The sequence below is a fragment of the Streptomyces sp. NPDC000404 genome, assembly GCF_040300365.1.
GTDB lineage: Bacteria > Actinomycetota > Actinomycetes > Streptomycetales > Streptomycetaceae > Streptomyces > Streptomyces ramulosus.
Genome location: NZ_JBEPDN010000012.1, coordinates 185,269 through 204,224 on the forward strand (window position 1 = coordinate 185,269; position 18,956 = coordinate 204,224).

At 73.5% G+C, this 18,956-nt stretch carries 20 protein-coding genes; 10 read left to right on the top strand and 10 right to left on the bottom strand.

The genetic code is table 11. The features are described from left to right. The first annotated feature begins 44 nt into the window (after window positions 1-44). The gene (locus tag ABT345_RS23690) at window positions 45-1,085 is read left to right on the top strand and encodes a LacI family DNA-binding transcriptional regulator (RefSeq protein ID WP_345091209.1); all 1,041 of its coding nucleotides are present in this window, start codon (window positions 45-47) and stop codon (window positions 1,083-1,085) included. An 81-nt stretch (window positions 1,086-1,166) separates the two neighbouring features. Here ABT345_RS23690 and ABT345_RS23695 read toward each other — a convergent pair whose 3' ends face one another. After that, complete coding sequence (locus tag ABT345_RS23695; RefSeq protein ID WP_345091211.1) at window positions 1,167-2,450, bottom strand: DUF6986 family protein; 1,284 nt, start codon at window positions 2,448-2,450, stop codon at window positions 1,167-1,169. A 208-nt stretch (window positions 2,451-2,658) separates the two neighbouring features. On the opposite strand from ABT345_RS23695, the gene ABT345_RS23700 reads away from it, so the two are divergent. Continuing rightward, on the top strand, window positions 2,659-3,180 hold the full coding sequence (locus ABT345_RS23700; RefSeq protein WP_345091214.1) for a DinB family protein: 522 nt from the start codon (window positions 2,659-2,661) through the stop codon (window positions 3,178-3,180). Between the two features lie 77 nt (window positions 3,181-3,257). Here ABT345_RS23700 and ABT345_RS23705 read toward each other — a convergent pair whose 3' ends face one another. From ABT345_RS23705 to ABT345_RS23720, 4 genes are all read right to left on the bottom strand, one after another. Then, the gene (locus ABT345_RS23705) at window positions 3,258-4,220 is read right to left on the bottom strand and encodes an electron transfer flavoprotein subunit alpha/FixB family protein (RefSeq protein WP_345091216.1); all 963 of its coding nucleotides are present in this window, start codon (window positions 4,218-4,220) and stop codon (window positions 3,258-3,260) included. 69 nt (window positions 4,221-4,289) lie between these two features. Continuing rightward, a complete protein-coding gene (locus ABT345_RS23710; RefSeq protein ID WP_345091219.1) occupies window positions 4,290-5,075 on the bottom strand; it encodes an electron transfer flavoprotein subunit beta/FixA family protein in 786 nt (261 codons plus the stop codon). 212 nt (window positions 5,076-5,287) lie between these two features. Beyond that, entirely contained in the window at window positions 5,288-5,794 is a 507-nt protein-coding gene (locus ABT345_RS23715) for a flavin reductase family protein (protein ID WP_345091222.1), read from the bottom strand. Between the two features lie 222 nt (window positions 5,795-6,016). Next, window positions 6,017-6,349, bottom strand: coding sequence for a thioredoxin family protein (locus tag ABT345_RS23720; RefSeq protein WP_345091225.1), 333 nt, complete (start codon window positions 6,347-6,349; stop codon window positions 6,017-6,019). A 298-nt stretch (window positions 6,350-6,647) separates the two neighbouring features. On the opposite strand from ABT345_RS23720, the gene ABT345_RS23725 reads away from it, so the two are divergent. Next, a complete protein-coding gene (locus tag ABT345_RS23725; protein ID WP_345091228.1) occupies window positions 6,648-7,364 on the top strand; it encodes a lysophospholipid acyltransferase family protein in 717 nt (238 codons plus the stop codon). Window positions 7,365-7,426: 62 nt separating this feature from the next. On the opposite strand, the gene ABT345_RS23730 is transcribed toward ABT345_RS23725, so the two are convergent. From ABT345_RS23730 to ABT345_RS23745, 4 genes are all read right to left on the bottom strand, one after another. Then, on the bottom strand, window positions 7,427-8,002 hold the full coding sequence (locus ABT345_RS23730; protein ID WP_345091231.1) for a transglutaminase-like domain-containing protein: 576 nt from the start codon (window positions 8,000-8,002) through the stop codon (window positions 7,427-7,429). Between the two features lie 84 nt (window positions 8,003-8,086). Continuing rightward, window positions 8,087-9,178, bottom strand: coding sequence for a threonine aldolase family protein (locus ABT345_RS23735; protein WP_345091234.1), 1,092 nt, complete (start codon window positions 9,176-9,178; stop codon window positions 8,087-8,089). Beyond that, the gene (locus ABT345_RS23740; RefSeq protein ID WP_345091237.1) at window positions 9,157-9,918 is read right to left on the bottom strand and encodes an SDR family NAD(P)-dependent oxidoreductase; all 762 of its coding nucleotides are present in this window, start codon (window positions 9,916-9,918) and stop codon (window positions 9,157-9,159) included. Before ABT345_RS23740 ends, ABT345_RS23735 begins: the two co-directional genes overlap by 22 nt. 68 nt (window positions 9,919-9,986) lie before the next feature. Next, entirely contained in the window at window positions 9,987-11,384 is a 1,398-nt protein-coding gene (locus ABT345_RS23745; protein WP_345091240.1) for a DUF6421 family protein, read from the bottom strand. 598 nt (window positions 11,385-11,982) lie between these two features. On the opposite strand from ABT345_RS23745, the gene ABT345_RS23750 reads away from it, so the two are divergent. From ABT345_RS23750 to ABT345_RS23765, 4 genes are all read left to right on the top strand, one after another. Next, window positions 11,983-12,666 carry a glycerophosphodiester phosphodiesterase gene (locus ABT345_RS23750; protein WP_345091243.1) on the top strand — a complete coding sequence of 228 codons (684 nt, stop codon included), beginning with the start codon at window positions 11,983-11,985 and terminating at the stop codon, window positions 12,664-12,666. Between the two features lie 301 nt (window positions 12,667-12,967). Continuing rightward, window positions 12,968-13,831, top strand: a complete 864-nt coding sequence (locus ABT345_RS23755) for an ABC transporter substrate-binding protein (RefSeq protein ID WP_345091246.1) — start codon at window positions 12,968-12,970, stop codon at window positions 13,829-13,831. After that, on the top strand, window positions 13,828-14,727 hold the full coding sequence (locus ABT345_RS23760; RefSeq protein WP_345091249.1) for an amino acid ABC transporter permease: 900 nt from the start codon (window positions 13,828-13,830) through the stop codon (window positions 14,725-14,727). Before ABT345_RS23755 ends, ABT345_RS23760 begins: the two co-directional genes overlap by 4 nt. Continuing rightward, window positions 14,724-15,509, top strand: a complete 786-nt coding sequence (locus tag ABT345_RS23765; protein WP_345091253.1) for an amino acid ABC transporter ATP-binding protein — start codon at window positions 14,724-14,726, stop codon at window positions 15,507-15,509. Before ABT345_RS23760 ends, ABT345_RS23765 begins: the two co-directional genes overlap by 4 nt. A gap of 106 nt (window positions 15,510-15,615) precedes the next feature. Here the strand turns inward: ABT345_RS23765 and ABT345_RS23770 are convergent, their stop codons facing one another. After that, window positions 15,616-16,149, bottom strand: a complete 534-nt coding sequence (locus ABT345_RS23770; protein WP_345091256.1) for a GNAT family N-acetyltransferase — start codon at window positions 16,147-16,149, stop codon at window positions 15,616-15,618. A 198-nt stretch (window positions 16,150-16,347) separates the two neighbouring features. On the opposite strand from ABT345_RS23770, the gene ABT345_RS23775 reads away from it, so the two are divergent. The 3 genes from ABT345_RS23775 (at window position 16,348) to ABT345_RS23785 (ending at window position 18,897) form a co-directional block, all read left to right on the top strand. Continuing rightward, window positions 16,348-16,734, top strand: a complete 387-nt coding sequence (locus ABT345_RS23775) for a VOC family protein (protein WP_345091258.1) — start codon at window positions 16,348-16,350, stop codon at window positions 16,732-16,734. A gap of 213 nt (window positions 16,735-16,947) precedes the next feature. Then, on the top strand, window positions 16,948-17,781 hold the full coding sequence (locus ABT345_RS23780; RefSeq protein ID WP_345091260.1) for a DUF5134 domain-containing protein: 834 nt from the start codon (window positions 16,948-16,950) through the stop codon (window positions 17,779-17,781). Between the two features lie 180 nt (window positions 17,782-17,961). Beyond that, window positions 17,962-18,897: a M56 family metallopeptidase gene (locus tag ABT345_RS23785; protein ID WP_345091262.1), complete on the top strand. Its 936-nt coding sequence runs from the start codon at window positions 17,962-17,964 to the stop codon at window positions 18,895-18,897. The last annotated feature ends 59 nt before the right edge of the window (window positions 18,898-18,956 follow it).

Sequence of the window (18,956 nt, forward strand, 5' to 3'; positions counted from 1 at the left end):
GCTCTGCGGAACACCGCACGCCGCAGCCGAGGGGGACCCCGCACGTGACCGACACCGCACGGGGCAGCTCCCGCCGCTACGGCACCCGCCCCACCATGAAGGATGTCGCGGCGCGCGCCGGGGTGGGGCTCAAGACCGTCTCCCGGGTGGTCAACGGCGAGCCCGGCGTCACCCCGGACACCGAGCACCGCGTCCAGGAGGCCATCACCGCCCTCGGCTTCCGGCGCAACGACTCCGCCCGGATCCTGCGCAAGGGCCGCACCGCCAGCATCGGCCTGGTCCTGGAGGACCTCGCCGACCCCTTCTACGGTCCGCTCAGCCGCGCCGTCGAGGAGGTCGCGCGCCACCACGGCGCGCTGCTGATCAACGGCTCCAGCGCCGAGGACCCGGCCCGGGAGCAGGAGTTGGCGCTGGCTCTGTGCGCGCGGCGGGTCGACGGTCTGGTGGTGATCCCGGCCGGCGACGACCACCGCTATCTCGCGCCGGAGATCGCCGCGGGCGTCGCCACCGTCTTCGTGGACCGTCCGGCCGGGCGGATCGAGGCGGACACCGTGCTGTCGGACAGCTTCGGCGGCTCGCGGGACGCGGTCGCCCATCTCCTCGCGCACGGCCACCGCCGGATCGGCTTCATCGGCGACCGGCCGCGCATCCACACCGCGAAGGAGCGGCTGCGCGGCTACCGCACCGCGATGGCCGCCGCCGGGCTGCCGGTGGACGACGCCTGGGTCTCGCTCGGCACCACCGAACCGGAGCGGGTGCGCACCGCGGCGCGCGCGATGCTGGACGCGCCGGAGCCGGTCACCGCGCTGTTCGCCGGGAACAACCGCGTCACGGTCACCCTCGTACGGGTGCTGCGGCAGCGCACCGCGCCGGTGGCGCTGGTGGGGTTCGACGACTTCGAGCTGGCCGATCTGGTGAGCCCGGCGGTCACCGTCGTCGCCCAGGACCCGGCCCGGATGGGGCGGACCGCCGCCGGGCTCCTCTTCCGCCGTCTGGAGGGCGCCGACGAGCCGCCGCGGCGGGAGGAGATCCCGACCCGGCTGATCGCCCGCGGCTCGGGCGAGATACGGCCCGCGCACGGTTGATCTCCGTCAACCGCCTTGCGCCGCCGCGCCCGCGGGGTGAGCGGGCGGGCCGCCGCTCCCTGGTGGCGGCGGCCCGTCGTCTCAGGCCGCGCGGACCGGGCGTCCGGCGAGGGCGTCCAGTTCCGGGCGGGTCAGCCCGGTGAGGCGGGCGACCTCGCCGGTGTCGAGGGCGCCGCAGTCCAGACCGCGCAGCAGGTAGGAGCTGAGCGCCTTGGCGGTGGCGGGTTCGTCCATGACCGCGCCGCCGGCCTTGCCGACGTAGGCCGCGAGCCGGGCCGCGGCCTGCTCCAGGCCCTCGCGGTAGAAGGCGTAGACCGCGGCGTAGCGGGTCGGGAGGTGGCCCGGGTGCATGTCCCAGCCCTGGTAGTAGGCGCGGGCGAGGGAGCGGCGGACGAGCCCGTGGTGGAGGCGCCAGGCGGCGTGGACCTGTTCGGTGGTGCCGACGGGCAGGACGTTGGTGGAGCCGTCGGAGAGGCGGACGCCGGTGCCGGCGGCGGCGACCTGCATGACGGCCTTGGCGTGGTCGGCGACCGGGTGGTCCAGGGACTGGTGGGCGGCGCTGACGCCGCAGGAGGCGCTGTAGTCGAAGGTGCCGTAGTGGAGCGAGGTGGCGCGGCCCCCGGCGGCTTCGATCATGCGGGCGACGGTGGCGCGGCCGTCGGCGCCGAGGATGGACTGGGTGGTCTCGATCTGGATCTCGAAGCCGATCCGGCCGCTCGGCAGGCCGTGCGCCTTCTCGAACGCCTCCAGGAGCCGGACCATCGCGGTGACCTGCTCGGCGTAGGTCACCTTGGGCAGCGTGAGGACCAGGCCGTCGGGCAGACCGCCGGCGTTCATCAGGCCGGTGAGGAAGATGTCGAGGGTGCGGATGCCGCGGTCGCGGACGGCGGCTTCCATGCACTTCATGCGGATGCCGGTGTACGGGGCGGCGGTGCCGTCGCGGTACGCGGCGGCGACGAGGGCGGCGGCGCGGGCGGCGGCCTCGTCCTCCTCGGCGTCGGGCCGGGGTCCGTAGCCGTCCTCGAAGTCGATGCGGAGGTCCTCGACGGGCTCGCGGGTCAGCTTGGCGCGGACGCGGTCGTGGACGGGGCCCGCCAGGTCGTCCGGGATGGCGAGGACGCGGGCGAGCGCGCCGGCGTCCGGCGCGTGCGCGTCGAGGGCGGCCAGCGCCTCGTCGCCCCAGGTCCGCAGGGTGATGGCGGTGAAGGCGTCGGCGGGGACGTAGACGGTGTGGACCGGCTGGCGGGTGCCGGGGTCGCCCGGGTACCGGCGGGCGAGGTCCGCGTCGACGTCGGCGAGGGAGGCTTTGATGCCCTCGCGTACGGTGTCCGCAAGGCTGGTCGCCACGGTCTCCTGCTGCCCCATTTCGAGATCCTCCCGATGGTTACGCGCGATACGCGAGCCTTCCGCGTAACGGAATCAACAATCCGTAGAGCGAAGCTAACCTCGGCGGGTGGCAAGGTCAACACCTCTTTGCGACCGCCCCGGACGGTCCCCGCGCACGGACGGCTCCGCAGGCCATGGCCCCGCAAAGTGCCTGGCAACCTGCGGCGCGCCCCGGCAGACTCGGCCCATGACGACTTGGACCGCACCCCCGGTGGAACGCCGCCCGATGCCCGCCGCCGTCGGCGAGCGCGAGATGCTGCAGGGCTGGCTCGACTGGCACCGCGACACCCTGCTGACCAAATGCGCGGGACTGACCGGCGAACAGCTGACGCTGCGCAGCGCGGCGCCCTCCACGCTCAACCTCCTCGGACTGGTACGCCACCTCACCGACGTCGAACGCGCCTGGTTCCGCCAGCGCTTCAACCGCGAACTGCTCCCCTCGGTCCACATCACGGACGAGAACATCGACGCCGACCACGACGACGGCACCGCCGAGAGCGCCGAGGCCGACCTCGCCGCGTTCCGCGCGGAGACCGCGGCGTGCGATGCGGCGATGGCGGACCGCGGCCTCGACGAGACCTTCGCCGCCCCGCGCGGCCGGGAGCTCAACCTGCGCTGGATATACACCCATCTGATCGAGGAGTACGCCCGGCACAACGGCCACGCCGACCTGCTGCGGCAGCGGATCGACGGCGCCACCGGCGACTGACCGCACGGCGAAGGCCCCGTACGCGCGGTGCGTACGGGGCCTTCGCCGTGGGCGCGGACCGGCCGGCCCGGGGTGGCTCAGCCCTTGCGGGTCTTGACCTCTTCGGTCAGGGCCGGGACGACGTCGAAGAGGTCGCCGACGACGCCGTAGTCGACCAGGTCGAAGATCGGGGCCTCGGCGTCCTTGTTGATGGCGACGATCGTCTTCGAGGTCTGCATACCGGCGCGGTGCTGGATCGCACCGGAGATACCGGCGGCGATGTACAGCTGCGGCGAGACCGACTTACCGGTCTGGCCGACCTGGTTGGTGTGCGGGTACCAACCGGCGTCGACGGCGGCGCGCGAGGCACCGACGGCGGCACCGAGCGAGTCCGCCAGCGCCTCGATGACCGGGAAGTTCTCGGCGCCGTTGACGCCGCGGCCACCGGAGACCACGATCGCGGCCTCGGTCAGCTCCGGGCGGCCGGTCGACTCGCGCGGGGTGCGCGAGACGATCTTGGTGCCCTTGGAGGAGTCGGCGATGGTCACGTCGAGCTGCTCGACCGTGCCCGCGGCCGGAGCGGCCTCGGGCGCGGCGGAGTTGGGCTTGACGGTGATGACCGGGGTGCCGGTGGTGACGCGGGACTTGGTGGTGTACGAGGCCGCGAAGACGGACTGCGTCGCCACCGGGCCCTCGTCGCCGGCCTCCAGGTCGACGGCGTCGGTGATGATGCCGGAGCCGATGCGGACCGCGAGGCGGGCGCCGATCTCCTTGCCCTCGGCGGAGGACGGCAGCAGCACGGCGGCCGGGGACACCGCCTCGTAGGCGGCCTGGAGCGCGTCGACCTTGGGGGCGACGAGGTACTCGGCGAACTCGGGGGCGTCGGCGGCCAGCACCTTCACCGCGCCGTGCTCGGCGAGGGTGGCGGCGGCGGTGTCCGCACCGGCGCCGAGGTGGACGGCCACGGGCTCGCCGATGCGGCGGGCCAGGGTGAGCAGTTCGAGGGTGGGCTTGCGGACGGCGCCGTCCACGTGGTCGACGTAGACAAGGACTTCAGCCATGGGGTGACTCTCCTGCGGGAAGAATGAGGGCGGTTGCGGATGGCCGGAACCGATGCCCGGCCGGGGGCCTCAGATGAACTTCTGGCCCGCGAGGAACTCGGCGAGCTGCTTGCCGCCCTCGCCCTCGTCCGTGACGATCGTGCCGGCCGTACGGGCCGGGCGCTCCGCGGCGCCGTCGACCGCGGTCCAGGCGCCCTCCAGACCGACCTCGTCCGCGTCGATGTCGAGGTCGTCCAGCTCCCAGGACTCCACCGGCTTCTTCTTGGCGGCCATGATGCCCTTGAAGGAGGGGTAGCGCGCCTCGCCGGACTGGTCGGTGACGGACACGACGGCCGGGAGCGACGCCTCCAGCTGCTCGCTGGCGGTGTCGCCGTCACGGCGGCCGGTCACCTTGCCGCCGTCGACCGCGACCTCGGAGAGCTGGGTGACCTGCGGGACGTTCAGCCGCTCGGCGAGCAGGGCGGGCAGCACGCCCATCGTGCCGTCGGTGGAGGCCATACCGCAGACGACCAGGTCGTAGCCGGCCTTCTCGATGGCCTTGGCGAGCACGAGGGAGGTGCCCAGCGCGTCGGTGCCGTGCAGGTCGTCGTCCTCGACGTGGATGCCCTTGTCCGCGCCCATCGACAGCGCCTTGCGCAGCGCGTCGTTGGCGTCCTCGGGGCCGACGGTGAGGACGGTGACCTCGGCGTCGTCGGCCGCCTCCTTGATCTGCAGGGCCTGCTCGACGGCGTACTCGTCCAGCTCCGAGAGGAGGCCGTCCACGTCGTCGCGGTCGACGGTCAGGTCCTCGGCGAAGTGCCGGTCGCCGGTGGCGTCGGGCACGTACTTCACACAGACAACGATCCTCAAGCTCACGCCGGCTCTCCTACCTGCTTCGTCTCTTCAGAACTGCCTTGTGCTGGCAGCATAGGCGCCTGTGGGGGCGGCTCCGGGTCGGTTCGGGTTCCCCGCGCCGACCCCGATATTACTCACCAGTACATACAGTGTCGTCCCCGGAATCAAGGCCGCTGAACTGTGACCTACCCAACGGCCCCGACCCGGGGATGACGAAGCGTTACGGGAACCCGTCAGTCGCGCAGCGCGTTGAAGCGCCCCTGGTGGTACAGGAGCGGACGGCCCGGTCCCGCCGGGTCGCCGAGCAGCGGCTGGGCGAGGACGATGCGGTGGTCGCCGGCGGGGATGCGGGCGACGACGCGGCACACCAGCCAGGCGAGGACGCCGTCGAGCAGCGGGACGCCCTCCGGGCCGGTGCGCCAGGAGGTGCCGGGGCCGAAGCGGTCGGCGCCGCTGCGGGCGAAGGTGGCGGCCAGCTCCTGCTGGTGCTCGCCGAGGATGTGCACGCCCAGGTGGTCCGCCTCGGCGAGCGCGGGCCAGGAGGAGGCGGTGGTGGCGACGCCGAAGGAGAGCAGCGGCGGTTCGGCGGCGACGGAGGTCAGGGAGGTCGCCGTGAAGCCGACGGGGCGCTCGCCCCGTGCGGTGATCACCGCGACGCCCGCGGCGTGCTGCCGGAAGACGGAGCGCAGGAGTTCGGGGGAGGCGGTGCGGGGCGTGCCGAGATCGGGCGATGCCGTCATGGAATTGTCCTTCTGCAAAGGGGAACGGGCCGTGGCAGGGCCGCCGGCCGCCCTGGCGGGTCCGGCGGCGGGGTCGTCGCTGCTCACACGCCCGGACAGCGCGCGCTGGCGGTCCGCACCAGATCCACGTGCGCGCGTCCGTACAGAAGGGTTCCTGGCCGCATCACGTCAGCGTGACGACGCGTGACGCGCAGCGTCAAGGGCACCTGGGCTTCTGGGAGATCAATCACGGACCGCCTCGCCCAGTGCCGCGATGACATCGGCCCTGCGGGGCCGGCCGGCGGCGCGGCGGACGATCGCGCCCTCGGCGTCGAGCACCAGGACGGTCGGCGTACTCGTGATCCGCAGCTCCCGGACGAGGCCCAGCCGGGATTCGGCGTCGATCTCGGTGTGGGTGACGCCGTCGACCATGGCGGCGACCTCGGCGAGGGTGCGGCGGGTTGCCCGGCAGGGCTGGCAGAAGGCGCTGGAGAACTGCACCAGCGTGGCCCGCTCCCCGAGCGGCGCCCCCAGGCTCTCCGCGCCGAGCCGTACGCCGTCGTCCTGCTGGGGCACCGTCGGCCTCCTGGGTGTGGGTGGTGCGGGCAGTCGTCCACAGGTCCAGCGCACCCGGCGCCGGAATGATTCCCGCGGGCGCGTGCGGGGTCCCGGCGGGGGCGCGAACGGTACGCCCGGAGCGCGCGGTGCGCGACGGGAGCGGGGGCATACGTGATGAGAATCTCCCGCTCCGGGCGGCCCCCGTGGTAGCCGGGACGCCCGTGATCGGGCACGATCTCCCGAAAGCCGCTTCTTACGGCTGCGTAGGTTTCCGCCGGGAGAACCCTCCCCGGGCACAGAAAAGGGGTCCCCCGACATGGCCGAACTGGTCTACCCGCCGGTGATCGGTGCCGCGCGCACCCTCTTCAAGTCACTCGACCTGAAATTCGACATCGCGGGGACGGACAACATCCCGCAGCGCGGCGGTGCGGTCCTGGTGAGCAACCACATCGGCTACCTCGACTTCGTCTTCGCGGGTCTCGCGGCCCGCCCGGCGAAGCGTCTGGTGCGGTTCATGGCCAAGGAGTCGGTGTTCCGGCACAAGGTGTCCGGGCCGCTGATGCGGGCGATGAAGCACATCCCGGTGGACCGCGCGCAGGGCGTGCACGCGTACCGGCACGCGCTGTCGGCGCTGCGGTCGGGCGAGGTGATCGGCGTCTTCCCGGAGGCCACGATCTCGGAGTCGTTCACGCTGAAGGGCTTCAAGTCGGGCGCGGTGCGGCTGGCGCAGGAGGCGGGCGTACCGCTGCTGCCGATGGCGCTGTGGGGCACCCAGCGGCTGTGGACCAAGGGCCACAAGCGGGATCTGGGGCGCAACCACTTCCCGATCACGATCCGGGTGGGCGAGCCGATGGAGGCGGACCCGGACGAGCAGGCGGAGAAGATCACCGACCGGCTGCGCACCCGCGTCCAGGACCTGCTGGAGGCGGCGCAGCGCGCCTACCCCGTGCGCCCCAAGGGGCCGGACGACACCTGGTGGATCCCGGCGCACCTGGGCGGCACGGCCCCGGCGGCGCCCGGTTCGCCCGCCTGACGACGGCGCCCGGGGGCCGCACGCTCCCGGGTCCCTCCCCGCCGACGGCTCCCTCCGCCGCCTCAGAAGTCGGTGGGCAGCGTCCGCCACAGCTCGGCGCGGTCGCCCGCCCGCCGCAGGCACCGGAGGACGGCGGGCAGCGGTTCGGCGTGCAGCACCGGGGAGTCCGCCTCGCCCAGCTCCGGGCGGACGGGCCAGGCGAGTTGTTCCCGGTCGGTGCGGAACTGCGCGTCCACGCCGGGTTTGTTGCCCCGCGGATCCTGGCGCGCCCAGTCGCCGCCGGGGAGCTTGAGCGCGATCAGCCCGTGCAGGGTGTCGAGCTTCTGGTAGCAGAGCGCGGCGGGGATGGACTCGGCGCGCAACAGGGCGGCCAGCGCATGGGACTTGGCGAAGCAGATGCCGGTGCGCCGCGCGAGGACGTCGGAGGCGCGCCAGGTGACGCGCGGGTCGTCGGCGTCGTGGGAGTGCGGGACGGTGTCGCGGACGAACTCGAAGGCGGCCTTGGCGTATGCGTATGCGTCGGGGGCATCGGCGCGCAGCAGTGCTGCGGTGGCCCGGACCTGCGGATGATCGTGGTCGATGGCCTCGCTCACCGCCAGGTAGGCCGAGAGTTCCGGGGTTTCCTGGATCAGCTTCATGCGGCGGGAGCGTAGCTATGCGCCCGACCGAGAAGCAATGACTTTTCGGTCGGGCGCATAGCTATTCAGTTCTGCGGGGTGCCGTCAGATGGCGCCGATCTCCTCGCGGAGGGCGGCGAGGAAGCCGTCGACGTCCTCCTCGGTGGTGTCGAAGGCGCACATCCACCGGACCACGCCGGCCGCCTCGTCCCAGAAGTAGAAGCGGTAGCGCTTCTGGAGGCGTTCGCTGACGGCGTGCGGCAGCCGGGCGAAGACCGCGTTGGCCTGCACGGGATAGAGGATCTCCACCCCGGCGACCTCCCGGACCCCGGCCGCCAGCCGCTGCGCCATGGTGTTGGCGTGCCGGGCGTTGCGCAGCCACAGGTCCTTGGCGAGCAGCGCCTCCAACTGCACCGACACGAAGCGCATCTTGGACGCCAGCTGCATCGACAGCTTCCGCAGGTGCTTCATCCCGCGCACCGCGTCGGGGTTGAGGACGACGACCGCCTCGCCGAAGACGGCGCCGTTCTTCGTGCCGCCCAGGGAGAGCAGGTCCACCCCCACCGCGTTGGTGAACGCCCGCATCGGCACGTCCAGCGATGCCGCGGCGTTGGCCAGCCGCGAGCCGTCGAGGTGCACCACCATGCCCCGCTCATGGGCGTGCTCGCAGATCGCCCGGACCTCGTCCGGGGTGTAGAGCGTGCCCAGTTCGGTGCTCTGGGTGATCGAGACGACCTGCGGCATGGCGCGGTGCTCGTCGTCCCAGCCGTACGCCTCCCGGTCGATCAGCTCGGGGGTGAGCTTGCCGTCCTCGGTCGGCACGGTCAGCAGCTTGAGGCCGCCGACCCGCTCCGGGGCGCCGCACTCGTCGACGTTGATGTGCGCCGATTCGGCGGCGATCACCGCGCCCCAGCGGTCGGTGACCGACTGGAGCGCGACGACGTTGGCACCGGTGCCGTTGAAGACGGGGAACGCCTCGGCCCGCTGCCCGAAGTGGCTGCGTATCACCCGCTGGAGGTGGGCGGTGTACTCGTCCTCGCCGTAGGCGACCTGATGGCCGCCGTTGGCGAGGGCGAGGGCGGCGAGCACTTCCGGGTGCGCGCCCGCGTAGTTGTCGCTGGCGAAGCCGCGTACCTGGGTGTCGTGGTGCTGCCGGGCGTCGGTCTTGCCGCCGCTCACGGCTCGGGGGTCAGCCACAGACGCTTTCCATTCACTTCCCGGGCGGGCCGGCCCCAGACCCCGGCGATGGCCTCGGCCAGCTCCGTGACGTCGGTGAAGCCCGCGAACTTGGCGTTCGGTCGCTCGGCGCGCATCTGTTCGTTGACGAGCGCCTTGACCACCAGGATCGCAGCCGCGGCCCGCGGCCCTTCCTCGCCCCCCGCCTTGCGGAAGCTGTCGGCCAGCGCGAGGGTCCATGCCTCGGCCGCCGCCTTGGACGCGGCGTAGGCGGCGTTCCCGGCCGTGGGCTTGCTCGCCCCGGCGGCGCTGATCAGCAGATACCGGCCGTTCCCGGAGCGCTGGAGCCCTTCGTGGAAGGCGAGGGAGGTGTGCTGGACGGTGCGGATGAGGAGGTTGTGCAGCACCTCCCAGTCGTGCAGATCGGTCTCGCCGAAGGTCTTGGAGCCGCGCCAGCCGCCGACCAGGTGGACGAGCCCGTCGATGCGGCCGAACTCCTTCTCGGTACGGTCGGCCCACTCCCGGGTCTGCTCCGCGTCGAGCAGATCGACCGTGTCGCCGATGACCGTGGCACCGCCGTGGGCGTAGCGGGCGGCGTCGACCGCCTCGGCCAGCCGTGCGGCGTCCGCGTCACAGCCGACGACGGTGGCGCCCGCCTCGGCCAGCCGCAGCAGGGTGGCCCGCCCCGCGGGGCCGCCGGCGCCCGCCACCGCGATGACGGCGCCCTCCAACGGCCCCTGGCCGCCCGTCGAAGTACTCATCTCCGTCGCCTCCTCATCCTTCTGGACACCTGACTGACCTGCGGTTTCGGTGGTGGCGCGGCCCGTGGTCACGCCGCCGCCGGCATGTCGCGGCCGGCCGTGATGCCCTTGGTGGAAGCGATCACCGTACGCAGCTTCTTGGCAAGGGCCTCGTAGAACATGCTGAGCGGGAACTCGTCGGGCAGCACGTCGTCCACGAGCTTGCGCGGCGGCTGGTCGAGGTCGAGGGCGCCCGGCCCCTTCGCCCAGACCGATCCCGGGTGCGGGGCGAGGTAGGTCGAGACGAGGTCGTAGGCGGCGAACCAGTGGACCAGCTTGGGCCGGTCGATGCCGTCGCGGTAGAGCTGCTCGATCTCTCCGCAGAGCTGGTTGGTGACCTTCGGCGCCCGCTCCCAGTCGATGTGGAGAGTGTTGTCCGTCCAGCGTACGACGTCGTGCTTGTGGAGGTACGCGAAGAGCAGCTGGCCGCCGAGGCCGTCGTAGTTGCGGTTGCGGTCGCCGGTGACCGGGAAGCGGAACATCCGGTCGAAGATCACCGCGTACTGCACGTCGCGGGCCTGCGGGTACCCCTCGGCCTCCAGCTTCACGGCCTCGCGGAAGGCGGTGAGGTCGCAGCGCAGCTCTTCGAGGCCGTACATCCAGAACGGCTGGCGCTGCTTGATCATGAACGGGTCGAACGGCAGGTCGCCGTGGCTGTGGGTGCGGTCGTGGACCATGTCCCACAGGACGAACGCCTGCTGGCAGCGGTCCTGATCGGCCAGGAGGGCGCGGATGTCGTCGGGCAGCTCGATGTTGAGCGTGTCGACGGCCGCCTCGCTGACGCGGCGGAAGCGCGCGGCCTCGCGGTCGCAGAAGATGCCGCCCCAGCTGAACCGCTCGGGGGCCTTGCGCACCGCGATGGTCTCCGGGAAGAGGACCGCGGAGTTGGTGTCGTACCCGGCGGTGAAGTCCTCGAAGGTGATGCCGCAGAAGAGCGGGTTGTCGTAGCGGGTGCGCTCCAGCTCGGCGAGCCACTCGGGCCAGACCATGCGCAGCACGACGGCCTCGAAGTTGCGGTCCGGGTTGCCGTTCTGCGTGTACATCGGGAAGAGCACGAGGTGCTGGCGGCCGTCGGCGCGCTGCTGCGCGGGCTGGAAGGCCAGCAGCGAGTCGAGGAAGTCCGGGACGCCGAAGCCGTCGTCCGCCCAGCGGCGCAGGTCGGCGGCGAGCGCCTCGTGGTAGGCCGCGTCGTGCGGCAGCAGCGGGGCCAGCTCGCCGAGGGCCGCGATGATCGCGTCGACCTCGTGGCGAACCGTTTCCGCGGTGGGGGCGCCGTCGGCGGTCAGGTCGATCGAGCCGTCCTTGGACTGCCACGGCCGGATGGTCTCGACCGCGTTCTTCAGGGCGGGCCACGCCGGGTGCGCGGTCACCGGCTCCGTGGTCGCGGTGCCCGTCCGAGCACCCACAGGCGAAAGGATTTCCGTCATGACTGCCCTCCGGCGGTAGATCGTCTGGTGTACCCACCGTAACCAGCCAAGGTTCTTTCGCTCAAGAGGGGCCATTGAAAATTATTCTGTCGACACCCCCAGATCACGAGGATTTTTCCTGCCGACGCAGGGTGGAACGACATGTTCTCGCCGTATCCGCCGCCCCGCACCCCGGGGCGCGGGGCGGCGTCAGCCCGGCGGGGACGCGCCCACGCGCGGGTGAGCGGGTTCGCGGACGGCCGGGGCGGACAGATACCTCTGAGCGGGTGCTCCGGGCCGGCGGGGCGGGGTTCCCGGCCGGTGCGGGGCAGGGCGGACGCCCTTCGCGGACGGCCCGGCGGGAGCGGGGCGGGGGCACTCGTCGGGGCGTGCGGTGGCCGGTCCGCGCCGCTTCCGGGGCCCGGTGGAGCCGTTAGGCTGTGCGCCATTTCGTACGGCTTTGTGCCCGAGGTCGTGGTGTGCGGGGCGCCGGGCCGGGGCGGTGCGGGCCGTCGCCGGGGCCGGGCGTCCGGGGCTCTCCGGGGTGCGGGGCCGCGGTACCGCCGCACGGCGGATTGCGACATCAGAGCAGTACCGAGCCGACAGAAGCGAGGCAGCCTTGTCCTTTCTCACCATCGGGCACCGCGGAATGATGGGCGTGGAGCCGGAGAACACGCTCCGGTCGTTCGTCCGCGCCGAGCGCGAAGGGCTCGACGTCGTCGAGCTGGATCTGCATCTGAGCAAGGACGGCGCGCTCGTGGTGATGCACGACGCGGACGTGGCGCGGACCACCGACGGCAGCGGGCCGATCGCCGAACAGACCCTTGCGGAGCTGCGCGAACTGGACGCCGGGCGGGGCGAGCGGATCCCGGTGTTCGAGGAGGTGGTGGACGCGGTCCGGGCGCCGTTGCAGGCCGAGATCAAGGACGTGGCGGCGGCGCGGGCGCTCGCCGAGGTGCTGCGGGCCCGGGATCTGACCGGCCGGGTCGAGGTGATCTCCTTCCACGACGAGGCGCTGGCGGCCATCCGGACGCTGGTCCCGGGCGTCCGCACCGCGCTGGTCGCCAGCCGGTACGGGCTGGACGTGGTCGACCGGGCGCGGGCGGTGGGCGCGCCGATGCTCTCGCTCAACATCCGCCGGCTGACCCTGGAGTTGGTGGAGCGGGCCCACGCCGCACAGCTGCGGGTGGTGGCCTGGACCGTCAACACCCACGACCAGCTGCGGCTGGCCCGCGGTCTGGGGCTCGACGGTGTGGTGACCGACCGGCCGGAGATCCGGCGGGCGGTGCGGTTCACGGCGTAGGACGGGCCGCTCCGGGGCGAGTTGCCCGCCGCGCCGGTCGCGGGGCGGCTCGTGTCCGGGGCCGGGCGGGACGCGTGTCCGGGGCGGGCCGACGGTACGCCTGGAACGGGGGCGGGCGAGGCGCGTGTCCGGGGCTGGGCGACGGCGCCGGTGCTGCGCGGCCGGGTGGCGGCGCCAGCCCCGGCCGCTGCCTCCTCCGGTACGAAATCCGCAGTTCACAGGCGTGCAATCTCGTCCCGGCATCCGGACGATTTCCGCAATGATCTCGACAGATGGCCGGTGGCCCTGTCACTCTCCCGCCATGCGCCTCGCCTCTCGCCCCCCTCTTCTCGCCGTGTGTGCCGCCGTGTTGGGCTCCGCCGCCGTCGGCTGTGCGCCACAGGACGCACCGTCCGACGCCGCGGGCAAGGAGAGCTGCGCGCCCGGCAAGCTGGACACGGTGACGGCCGGGAAGCTGACCGTCGGCACCGACAAACCCGCGTACGCGCCGTGGTTCCAGGGCGACGATCCGGCGAGCGGCAAGGGCTTCGAATCGGCCGTCGCCTACGCGGTCGCCGACCGGCTCGGCTATCCGCGCCCCGCGGTCGGCTGGCGGACCGTGCCGTTCAACAACGCCTTCGCGCCCGGTGAGAAGAAGTTCGACTTCGACATCAACCAGATCTCGATCAGCGCCTCCCGCAAGCAGGCCGTCGCCTTCTCCTCCGGCTACTACGACGTCCGGCAGGCGGTCGTGGCGCTCAAGGGCTCGAAGGCGGCGGGGGCGAAGAGCATCGCCGACCTCAAGGGCGTACGGCTCGGTGCGCAGGTCGGCACCACCAGCCTCGACGTCATCAACGACACCATCCGGCCCGGCCGGCGGCCCGCCGTCTACCAGAAGAACGACTTCGCCAAGTCCGCCTTGAAGAACGGCCAGGTGGACGCGATCCTCACCGATCTGCCGACCGCGTTCTACATCACCTCCACCGAGGTCAAGGACGCGAAGGTCGTCGGGCAGTTCGCGGACACCGGCGCCCGCGGCGAGCAGTTCGGCCTGGTGCTCGACAAGCAGAGCCGGATCACCGGCTGCGTCCGGGCGGCCGTCGACGCGCTGCGCAAGGACGGCACGCTCGCCGCCCTGGAGAAGAAGTGGCTGGCCGACGCCGCCCATGCGCCGGTGCTCAAGTGAGCCTCGTCAAGGGCCCGTCGGGCGACTCCCCCGCTGCCGCCGAGGCCGACGGTTACGTCCCGTCCGCACGGCGGCTGGCGCGCGAGCGGTACCGGCGGACCCGGGCCCGCCGCGCGGCCGCCGTCGCCGCGGTGAGCACGCTGGTGACCGCCGCCGTGCTGTACGTGGTGATCACCGAGTCGCCCGGCTGGCAGCGCACCCGCGAGACCTTCTTCAGCGCCGCGTACGCCCGCAAGGCGCTGCCGAAGGTGCTGGAGGGACTGCTGCTCAACCTGGAACTGCTGGTGGTGTGCGGCGCCGCGGTGCTGGTCCTCGGGATGGCGCTGGCGGTGGCGCGGACGCTGCGCGGTCCGGTGTTCTTCCCGCTGCGGGCGCTGGCCACCGCGTACACCGACTTCTTCCGCGGACTGCCGCTGATCATCTGCCTGCTGATGGTGGTCTTCGGCGTCCCGGCGCTGCGGCTCCAGGGCGTCACCACCGATCCGGTGCTGCTGGGCGGGGCGGCGCTGGTCCTGACGTACTCCGCGTACGTGGCGGAGGTCTTCCGCGCCGGCATCGAGTCGGTGCACCCCTCGCAGCGGGCCGCGGCGCGGTCGCTGGGACTGTCGAGCGGGCAGGCGCTGCGGTTCGTGGTGTTGCCGCAGGCGGTGCGGCGGGTCGTGCCGCCGCTGCTGAACGATCTGGTCTCGCTCCAGAAGGACACCGGTCTGGTGTCGATCGCCGGGGCGGTCGACGCGGTGTACGCGGCACAGATCATCGCGGGCAAGGACTTCAACTACACGCCGTACGTGGTCGCCGGGTTGGTCTTCGTCGCCCTGACGATCCCGATGACGCGCCTGACGGACTGGGTGACGGCCCGGATGGACCGGCGCCGCGCCCAGGGAGGGATCGTATGAGCGAGGCGGACGCACGGGGCGCGGAGCCGGGCGCCGCGCCGGTGCTGCGGCTGGAGGCCGTCCGCAAGACGTACGGGCGGGGCACGGTCGTGCTGCGGGACGTCGATCTGGAGGTCGCGCCGCACACCGTCACGGCGCTGATCGGGGCGTCCGGCTCCGGCAAGTCGACGCTGCTGCGGTGCGCGAATCTGCTGGAGGAGATCGACGACGGGGCGATCTTCCTGGACGGCGAGGAGATCACCGACCCGCGCGCCGACGCGGACGCGGTGCGCCGCCGGATCGGTGTGGTCTTCCAGGCGTACAACCTCTTCCCGCACATGACGGTGCTGGACAACATCACGCTGGCGCCGCGCCGGGTGCACGGGGTGGCTCGGGACGAGGCGGAGGCGCGCGCCCACGAGCTGCTGGAGCGGCTGGGGCTCGGCGGACGGGCGGACGCCTATCCGGACCGGCTCAGCGGCGGGCAGCAGCAGCGCGTCGCCATCGTCCGGGCGCTGGCCTGCCGCCCCCGGCTGCTGCTGCTCGACGAGATCACCGCGGCGCTCGACCCGGAGCTGGTGGGCGAGGTGCTGAACGTGGTGCGCGGGCTGAAGGAGGAGGGCATGACGATGGTGCTCGCCACCCATGAGATGGGGTTCGCCCGGGACGTCGCCGACCAGGTGTGTTTCCTGGACGCCGGGGTGATCCGGGAGCGCGGCACGCCCGCGGAGCTGTTCGGCGCGCCGCGCGAGGCCCGGACCCGGCAGTTCCTGGAGCGGGTCGTCGGTACGGGGCGCTGGTAGGGCTACGGGGCGTTGGGGCCGGGCCGGGCGTTGGGGCCGGGCGGGGCGACGCGCCGCCCCGGGTGCCGTCCGGCGTCCGACGCGTTCCCGGGCCCGTCCGGCGGGCTCAGCCGAGGGGCTTGACCAGCAGTTCGAAGGCGAGGTCGGCGCGCTGCGGGAGGCCGAACCGCTCGTCGCCGTAGGGGAACGGGCTCAGCTCGCCGGTGCGGCGGTAGCCGCGCCGCTCGTACCAGGCGATCAGCTCCGTGCGCTGCCGGATGACGGTCATCCGCATCTCCCGGGCGCCCCACTCGGCGTGGGCGGCGCGCTCCGCCTCGGCGATGATCATCTTGCCGAGGCCGCCGCCCTGGAGCGTCGGGCGGACCGCGAACATCCCGAAGTAGGCGTGGTCACCGCGGTCTTCGAGGTGGCAGCAGGCGATCGGCTCGCCGTCGCGCTCGGCCACCAGCAGGCGGCTGTCCTTCCGGTGCACCACGTCGGCGACGCCCTCGGGGTCCGTGCGCTGCCCCTCCAGCAGGTCCGCCTCGGTGGTCCAGCCCGCCCGGCTCGCGTCGCCCCGGTACGCCGACTCGATCAGCGCGACGAGCGCGGGGATGTCGGCATCGGTGGCGCTGCGGAAGACGAGCTGTCCGGTGGGCATGGTGCGGGGTTCCTCTCGGGCGGGCGGTGGGCGCGCGGCGGCAGGGCCGGGCACACCGTGAGGCTAACAAGGCGACACGCCGTTCGATCAGGGCCTTTCGTCCCGATGCCGGGCCCGAGAAGTATCCGTGGGCGGGCCGCCGAGCGGAACCCCGCGCGGCGCACGGCCGCGCGCCCCCGGACGCGTAGGGTCCGGCGCATGGTGCAGGTACTGAGCAGCAGGGTGCTGGTGCGGCCCGCGGACCCCGAGCGGTCGCGGGCGTTCTACGGCGAGGCGCTGGGGCTGGAGATCTACCGGGAGTTCGGTACGGGCCCCGAGCGCGGCACGGTGTACTTCCTGGGCGGCGGCTTCCTGGAGGTGTCCGGCCGGTCGGACGGTCCGCCCGGGCGGACCCTTCAGCTGTGGCTCCAGGTGGCGGACGCGGCGGCGGCACACGACGCGCTGGCGGCGCGCGGGGTGGAGATCCTGCGGCCGCCGGTCCAGGAGCCGTGGGGGCTGATCGAGATGTGGGTCGCCGATCCGGACGGTCATCGCCTCGTCCTCGTCGAGGTGCCCGCCGACCATCCGCTGCGCTACCGGCCCTGACCTGCGGCTCCGCGGACCGGGACCGGCTCCGGGCCACCGGGCGGCGCCACCGGCCCGCGCCTCCCCGGGGCGGCCGGTCCTGCGCTCCCCACCTGCCCCCGTGCGCTCCCTTGCGCCCCCCGTGACCTGGGCATTCTGCGGTCGTACGTGATCGGTGTCCGACCGGGGCGCGGGAGAGCCGCCGCCGCGCCGGACCGGGGTGGGGAGGCCACAGTGCACGGGCCGTCGCTGACGAGTTGGCTGCTGGTGGTGGTGTGCGCCGTGGCGGGCGGGTACTGCCTGTCGCGGGCGCGCCGCGGGACGGCGGCGCAGCGGTCCCAGGCGCGCGGTCAGGCGCTGATGGGGCTGGCGATGGCGGTGATGGCGCTGCCCACCGCGGTGTTCGCGCCGCCGCCGTGGCTGGCGTGGGGGTACGCGGCGGTCTTCACCGTGGCGGCGGTGCGCGCCCTGTGGCTGCGGCACGCGCACCACGCGGTCGACTCGCTGGCGATGGTGTACATGGCGCTGGCGATGACCCCGCTGCTGGCCGCGGACCCGGCGATGACCGGCACGGCGCCGATGGCGATGCCGGGCGGCCACGGCGGCGCGACGGCCGCGGGGCACACCGGCATGGGCGGCCCGCCCCTGGTGACGGGCGCCCTGCTGGTCTACTACGCGGCGTCCGTCGTCCTCGCCGGGCTCCGGCTGATACCGGGGGCGGACGAGCGGGACGCGGTCGCGGCGCGGGCGGACGCGGTGCCCGTGGGTGCGGGGTCCGGGGATGCGGTCACGGTGTCCGCGGGCGCGGGCCCGGCTGACGGTGCGCCGCTCCGCGAGGGCGGCTCCGGGCCCGCGGACGGTGTCGCCCGCCGACCCTCGGAGGGCGACACCGGCCTCCCGGAGGGCTCACCGGCCGGTTGTCCGGAGGGCACTGCCGCCGGCCTCCTGGAGGGTGCCCCCGCCGGTGGTCCCGTCCCCGTGGATCCGGTGCTCCGGCGGGCCGAGGCGTTCGGGGTCTGCCGGCTGGCGATGAGCCTCGGCATGCTGGTGATGCTGCTGTCGGTCTGACGCCGGGCCCGGCCCGCGAGCCGGCCGAAGCGGTGTCCGGGCCGCTGTCCGGGGCGGCTCCGGGGACGGCGTCCGGCGCGGTGTCCGGGCCGGCGCGTCACACCTGCGGCGGGCGTGGCATGCGTCACTTCCGGAACGCCGCCGTACCGCCTGCGAGTCGGGCGCTCATAGGCTGGCCGCATGATGGTCCCCCTCACGCTGATGATCCTCGGCGTGCTGGCCGCGTCCACCGCGCCGCGGCTGATGGCCCGTTCGGACTGGCCCGACCGGGAACCGGTGCTCGCCCTGTGGGTCTGGCAGTGCGTGGTCGCCGCCGTGCTGCTCTGCTGCGCGCTGGCGATGGCGCTGAGCGCGGCCGCCGCGTGGGACGCCGTCCGCGGCCCGGTGTTCGGCTTCGCACCGCGGGTCGTCGTCGAGGCGTACGCGCTCAACACCTACGGTCCGTGGGCCGGTTCGCTGGCGCTGCTGCTCGCCGGGGGCGCGGTGTGGACGGCGATGGCGCTGACCCGTGAGGTGCGCGCCGCGCGGGCCCGCCGCCGCCGGCGCCGCGCGGATCTGCTGCGCCGGGTGCCGCTGCTGCCCGGCGAGGAACGCTCCGGCGACCGTCTCGTCGTCCTGGAGAGCGACCGCCCCGAGGCGTGGTGGCTGCAGCGCAGCGCGCCCCAACTCGTCGTCACCACCGCCGCGTTGCGCCGTCTGAAGGACCGCCAGCTCGATGCGCTGCTCGCCCATGAGCAGGGCCACGCCCGGGCCCGGCACGATCTGCTGCTGCACTGCGCCTCGGCGCTGGCGGCCGGCTTCCCGCAGGTCCCGGTGTTCGCCGCGTTCCGGGATCAGGTGCACCGGCTGGTCGAACTGGCCGCGGACGATGTGGCGTCGCGCCGCTTCGGGCGGCTGACGACCGCGCTGGCGCTGGTCGGGATGAACGAGGACCGCGGGGTGTTCGGGCCGTGCCCCGAGCAGCTGGGGCAGGTGCCGCAGCGGGTGGACCGGCTGCTGGCGCCGGGCGTCCGCTTCTCGCCCGCCCGCCGGCTGCGGATCACCGCGTACGCCGCGCTGGTCCCGGCCGTACCGCTGCTGATCACCTTCGTTCCGGGGCTGCACGCCCTGACCTGAGCGGGCGGCGGAGCCGCGCGGCCCCGGTGGATCATGCCACCGGGCCGGGCCCGCGGGAG

Bases quoted from the DNA above. Each gene is read 5' to 3' on its own strand.
- ABT345_RS23695 (WP_345091211.1), bottom strand. From the start codon at position 2,450: ATGGGGCAGCAGGAGACCGTGGCGACCAGCCTTGCGGACACCGTACGC.
- ABT345_RS23700 (WP_345091214.1), top strand. From the start codon at position 2,659: ATGACGACTTGGACCGCACCCCCGGTGGAACGCCGCCCGATGCCCGCC.
- ABT345_RS23705 (WP_345091216.1), bottom strand. From the start codon at position 4,220: ATGGCTGAAGTCCTTGTCTACGTCGACCACGTGGACGGCGCCGTCCGC.
- ABT345_RS23715 (WP_345091222.1), bottom strand. From the start codon at position 5,794: ATGACGGCATCGCCCGATCTCGGCACGCCCCGCACCGCCTCCCCCGAA.
- ABT345_RS23725 (WP_345091228.1), top strand. From the start codon at position 6,648: ATGGCCGAACTGGTCTACCCGCCGGTGATCGGTGCCGCGCGCACCCTC.
- ABT345_RS23730 (WP_345091231.1), bottom strand. From the start codon at position 8,002: ATGAAGCTGATCCAGGAAACCCCGGAACTCTCGGCCTACCTGGCGGTG.
- ABT345_RS23740 (WP_345091237.1), bottom strand. From the start codon at position 9,918: ATGAGTACTTCGACGGGCGGCCAGGGGCCGTTGGAGGGCGCCGTCATC.
- ABT345_RS23745 (WP_345091240.1), bottom strand. From the start codon at position 11,384: ATGACGGAAATCCTTTCGCCTGTGGGTGCTCGGACGGGCACCGCGACC.
- ABT345_RS23755 (WP_345091246.1), top strand. From the start codon at position 12,968: ATGCGCCTCGCCTCTCGCCCCCCTCTTCTCGCCGTGTGTGCCGCCGTG.
- ABT345_RS23765 (WP_345091253.1), top strand. From the start codon at position 14,724: ATGAGCGAGGCGGACGCACGGGGCGCGGAGCCGGGCGCCGCGCCGGTG.
- ABT345_RS23770 (WP_345091256.1), bottom strand. From the start codon at position 16,149: ATGCCCACCGGACAGCTCGTCTTCCGCAGCGCCACCGATGCCGACATC.
- ABT345_RS23775 (WP_345091258.1), top strand. From the start codon at position 16,348: ATGGTGCAGGTACTGAGCAGCAGGGTGCTGGTGCGGCCCGCGGACCCC.
- ABT345_RS23785 (WP_345091262.1), top strand. From the start codon at position 17,962: ATGATGGTCCCCCTCACGCTGATGATCCTCGGCGTGCTGGCCGCGTCC.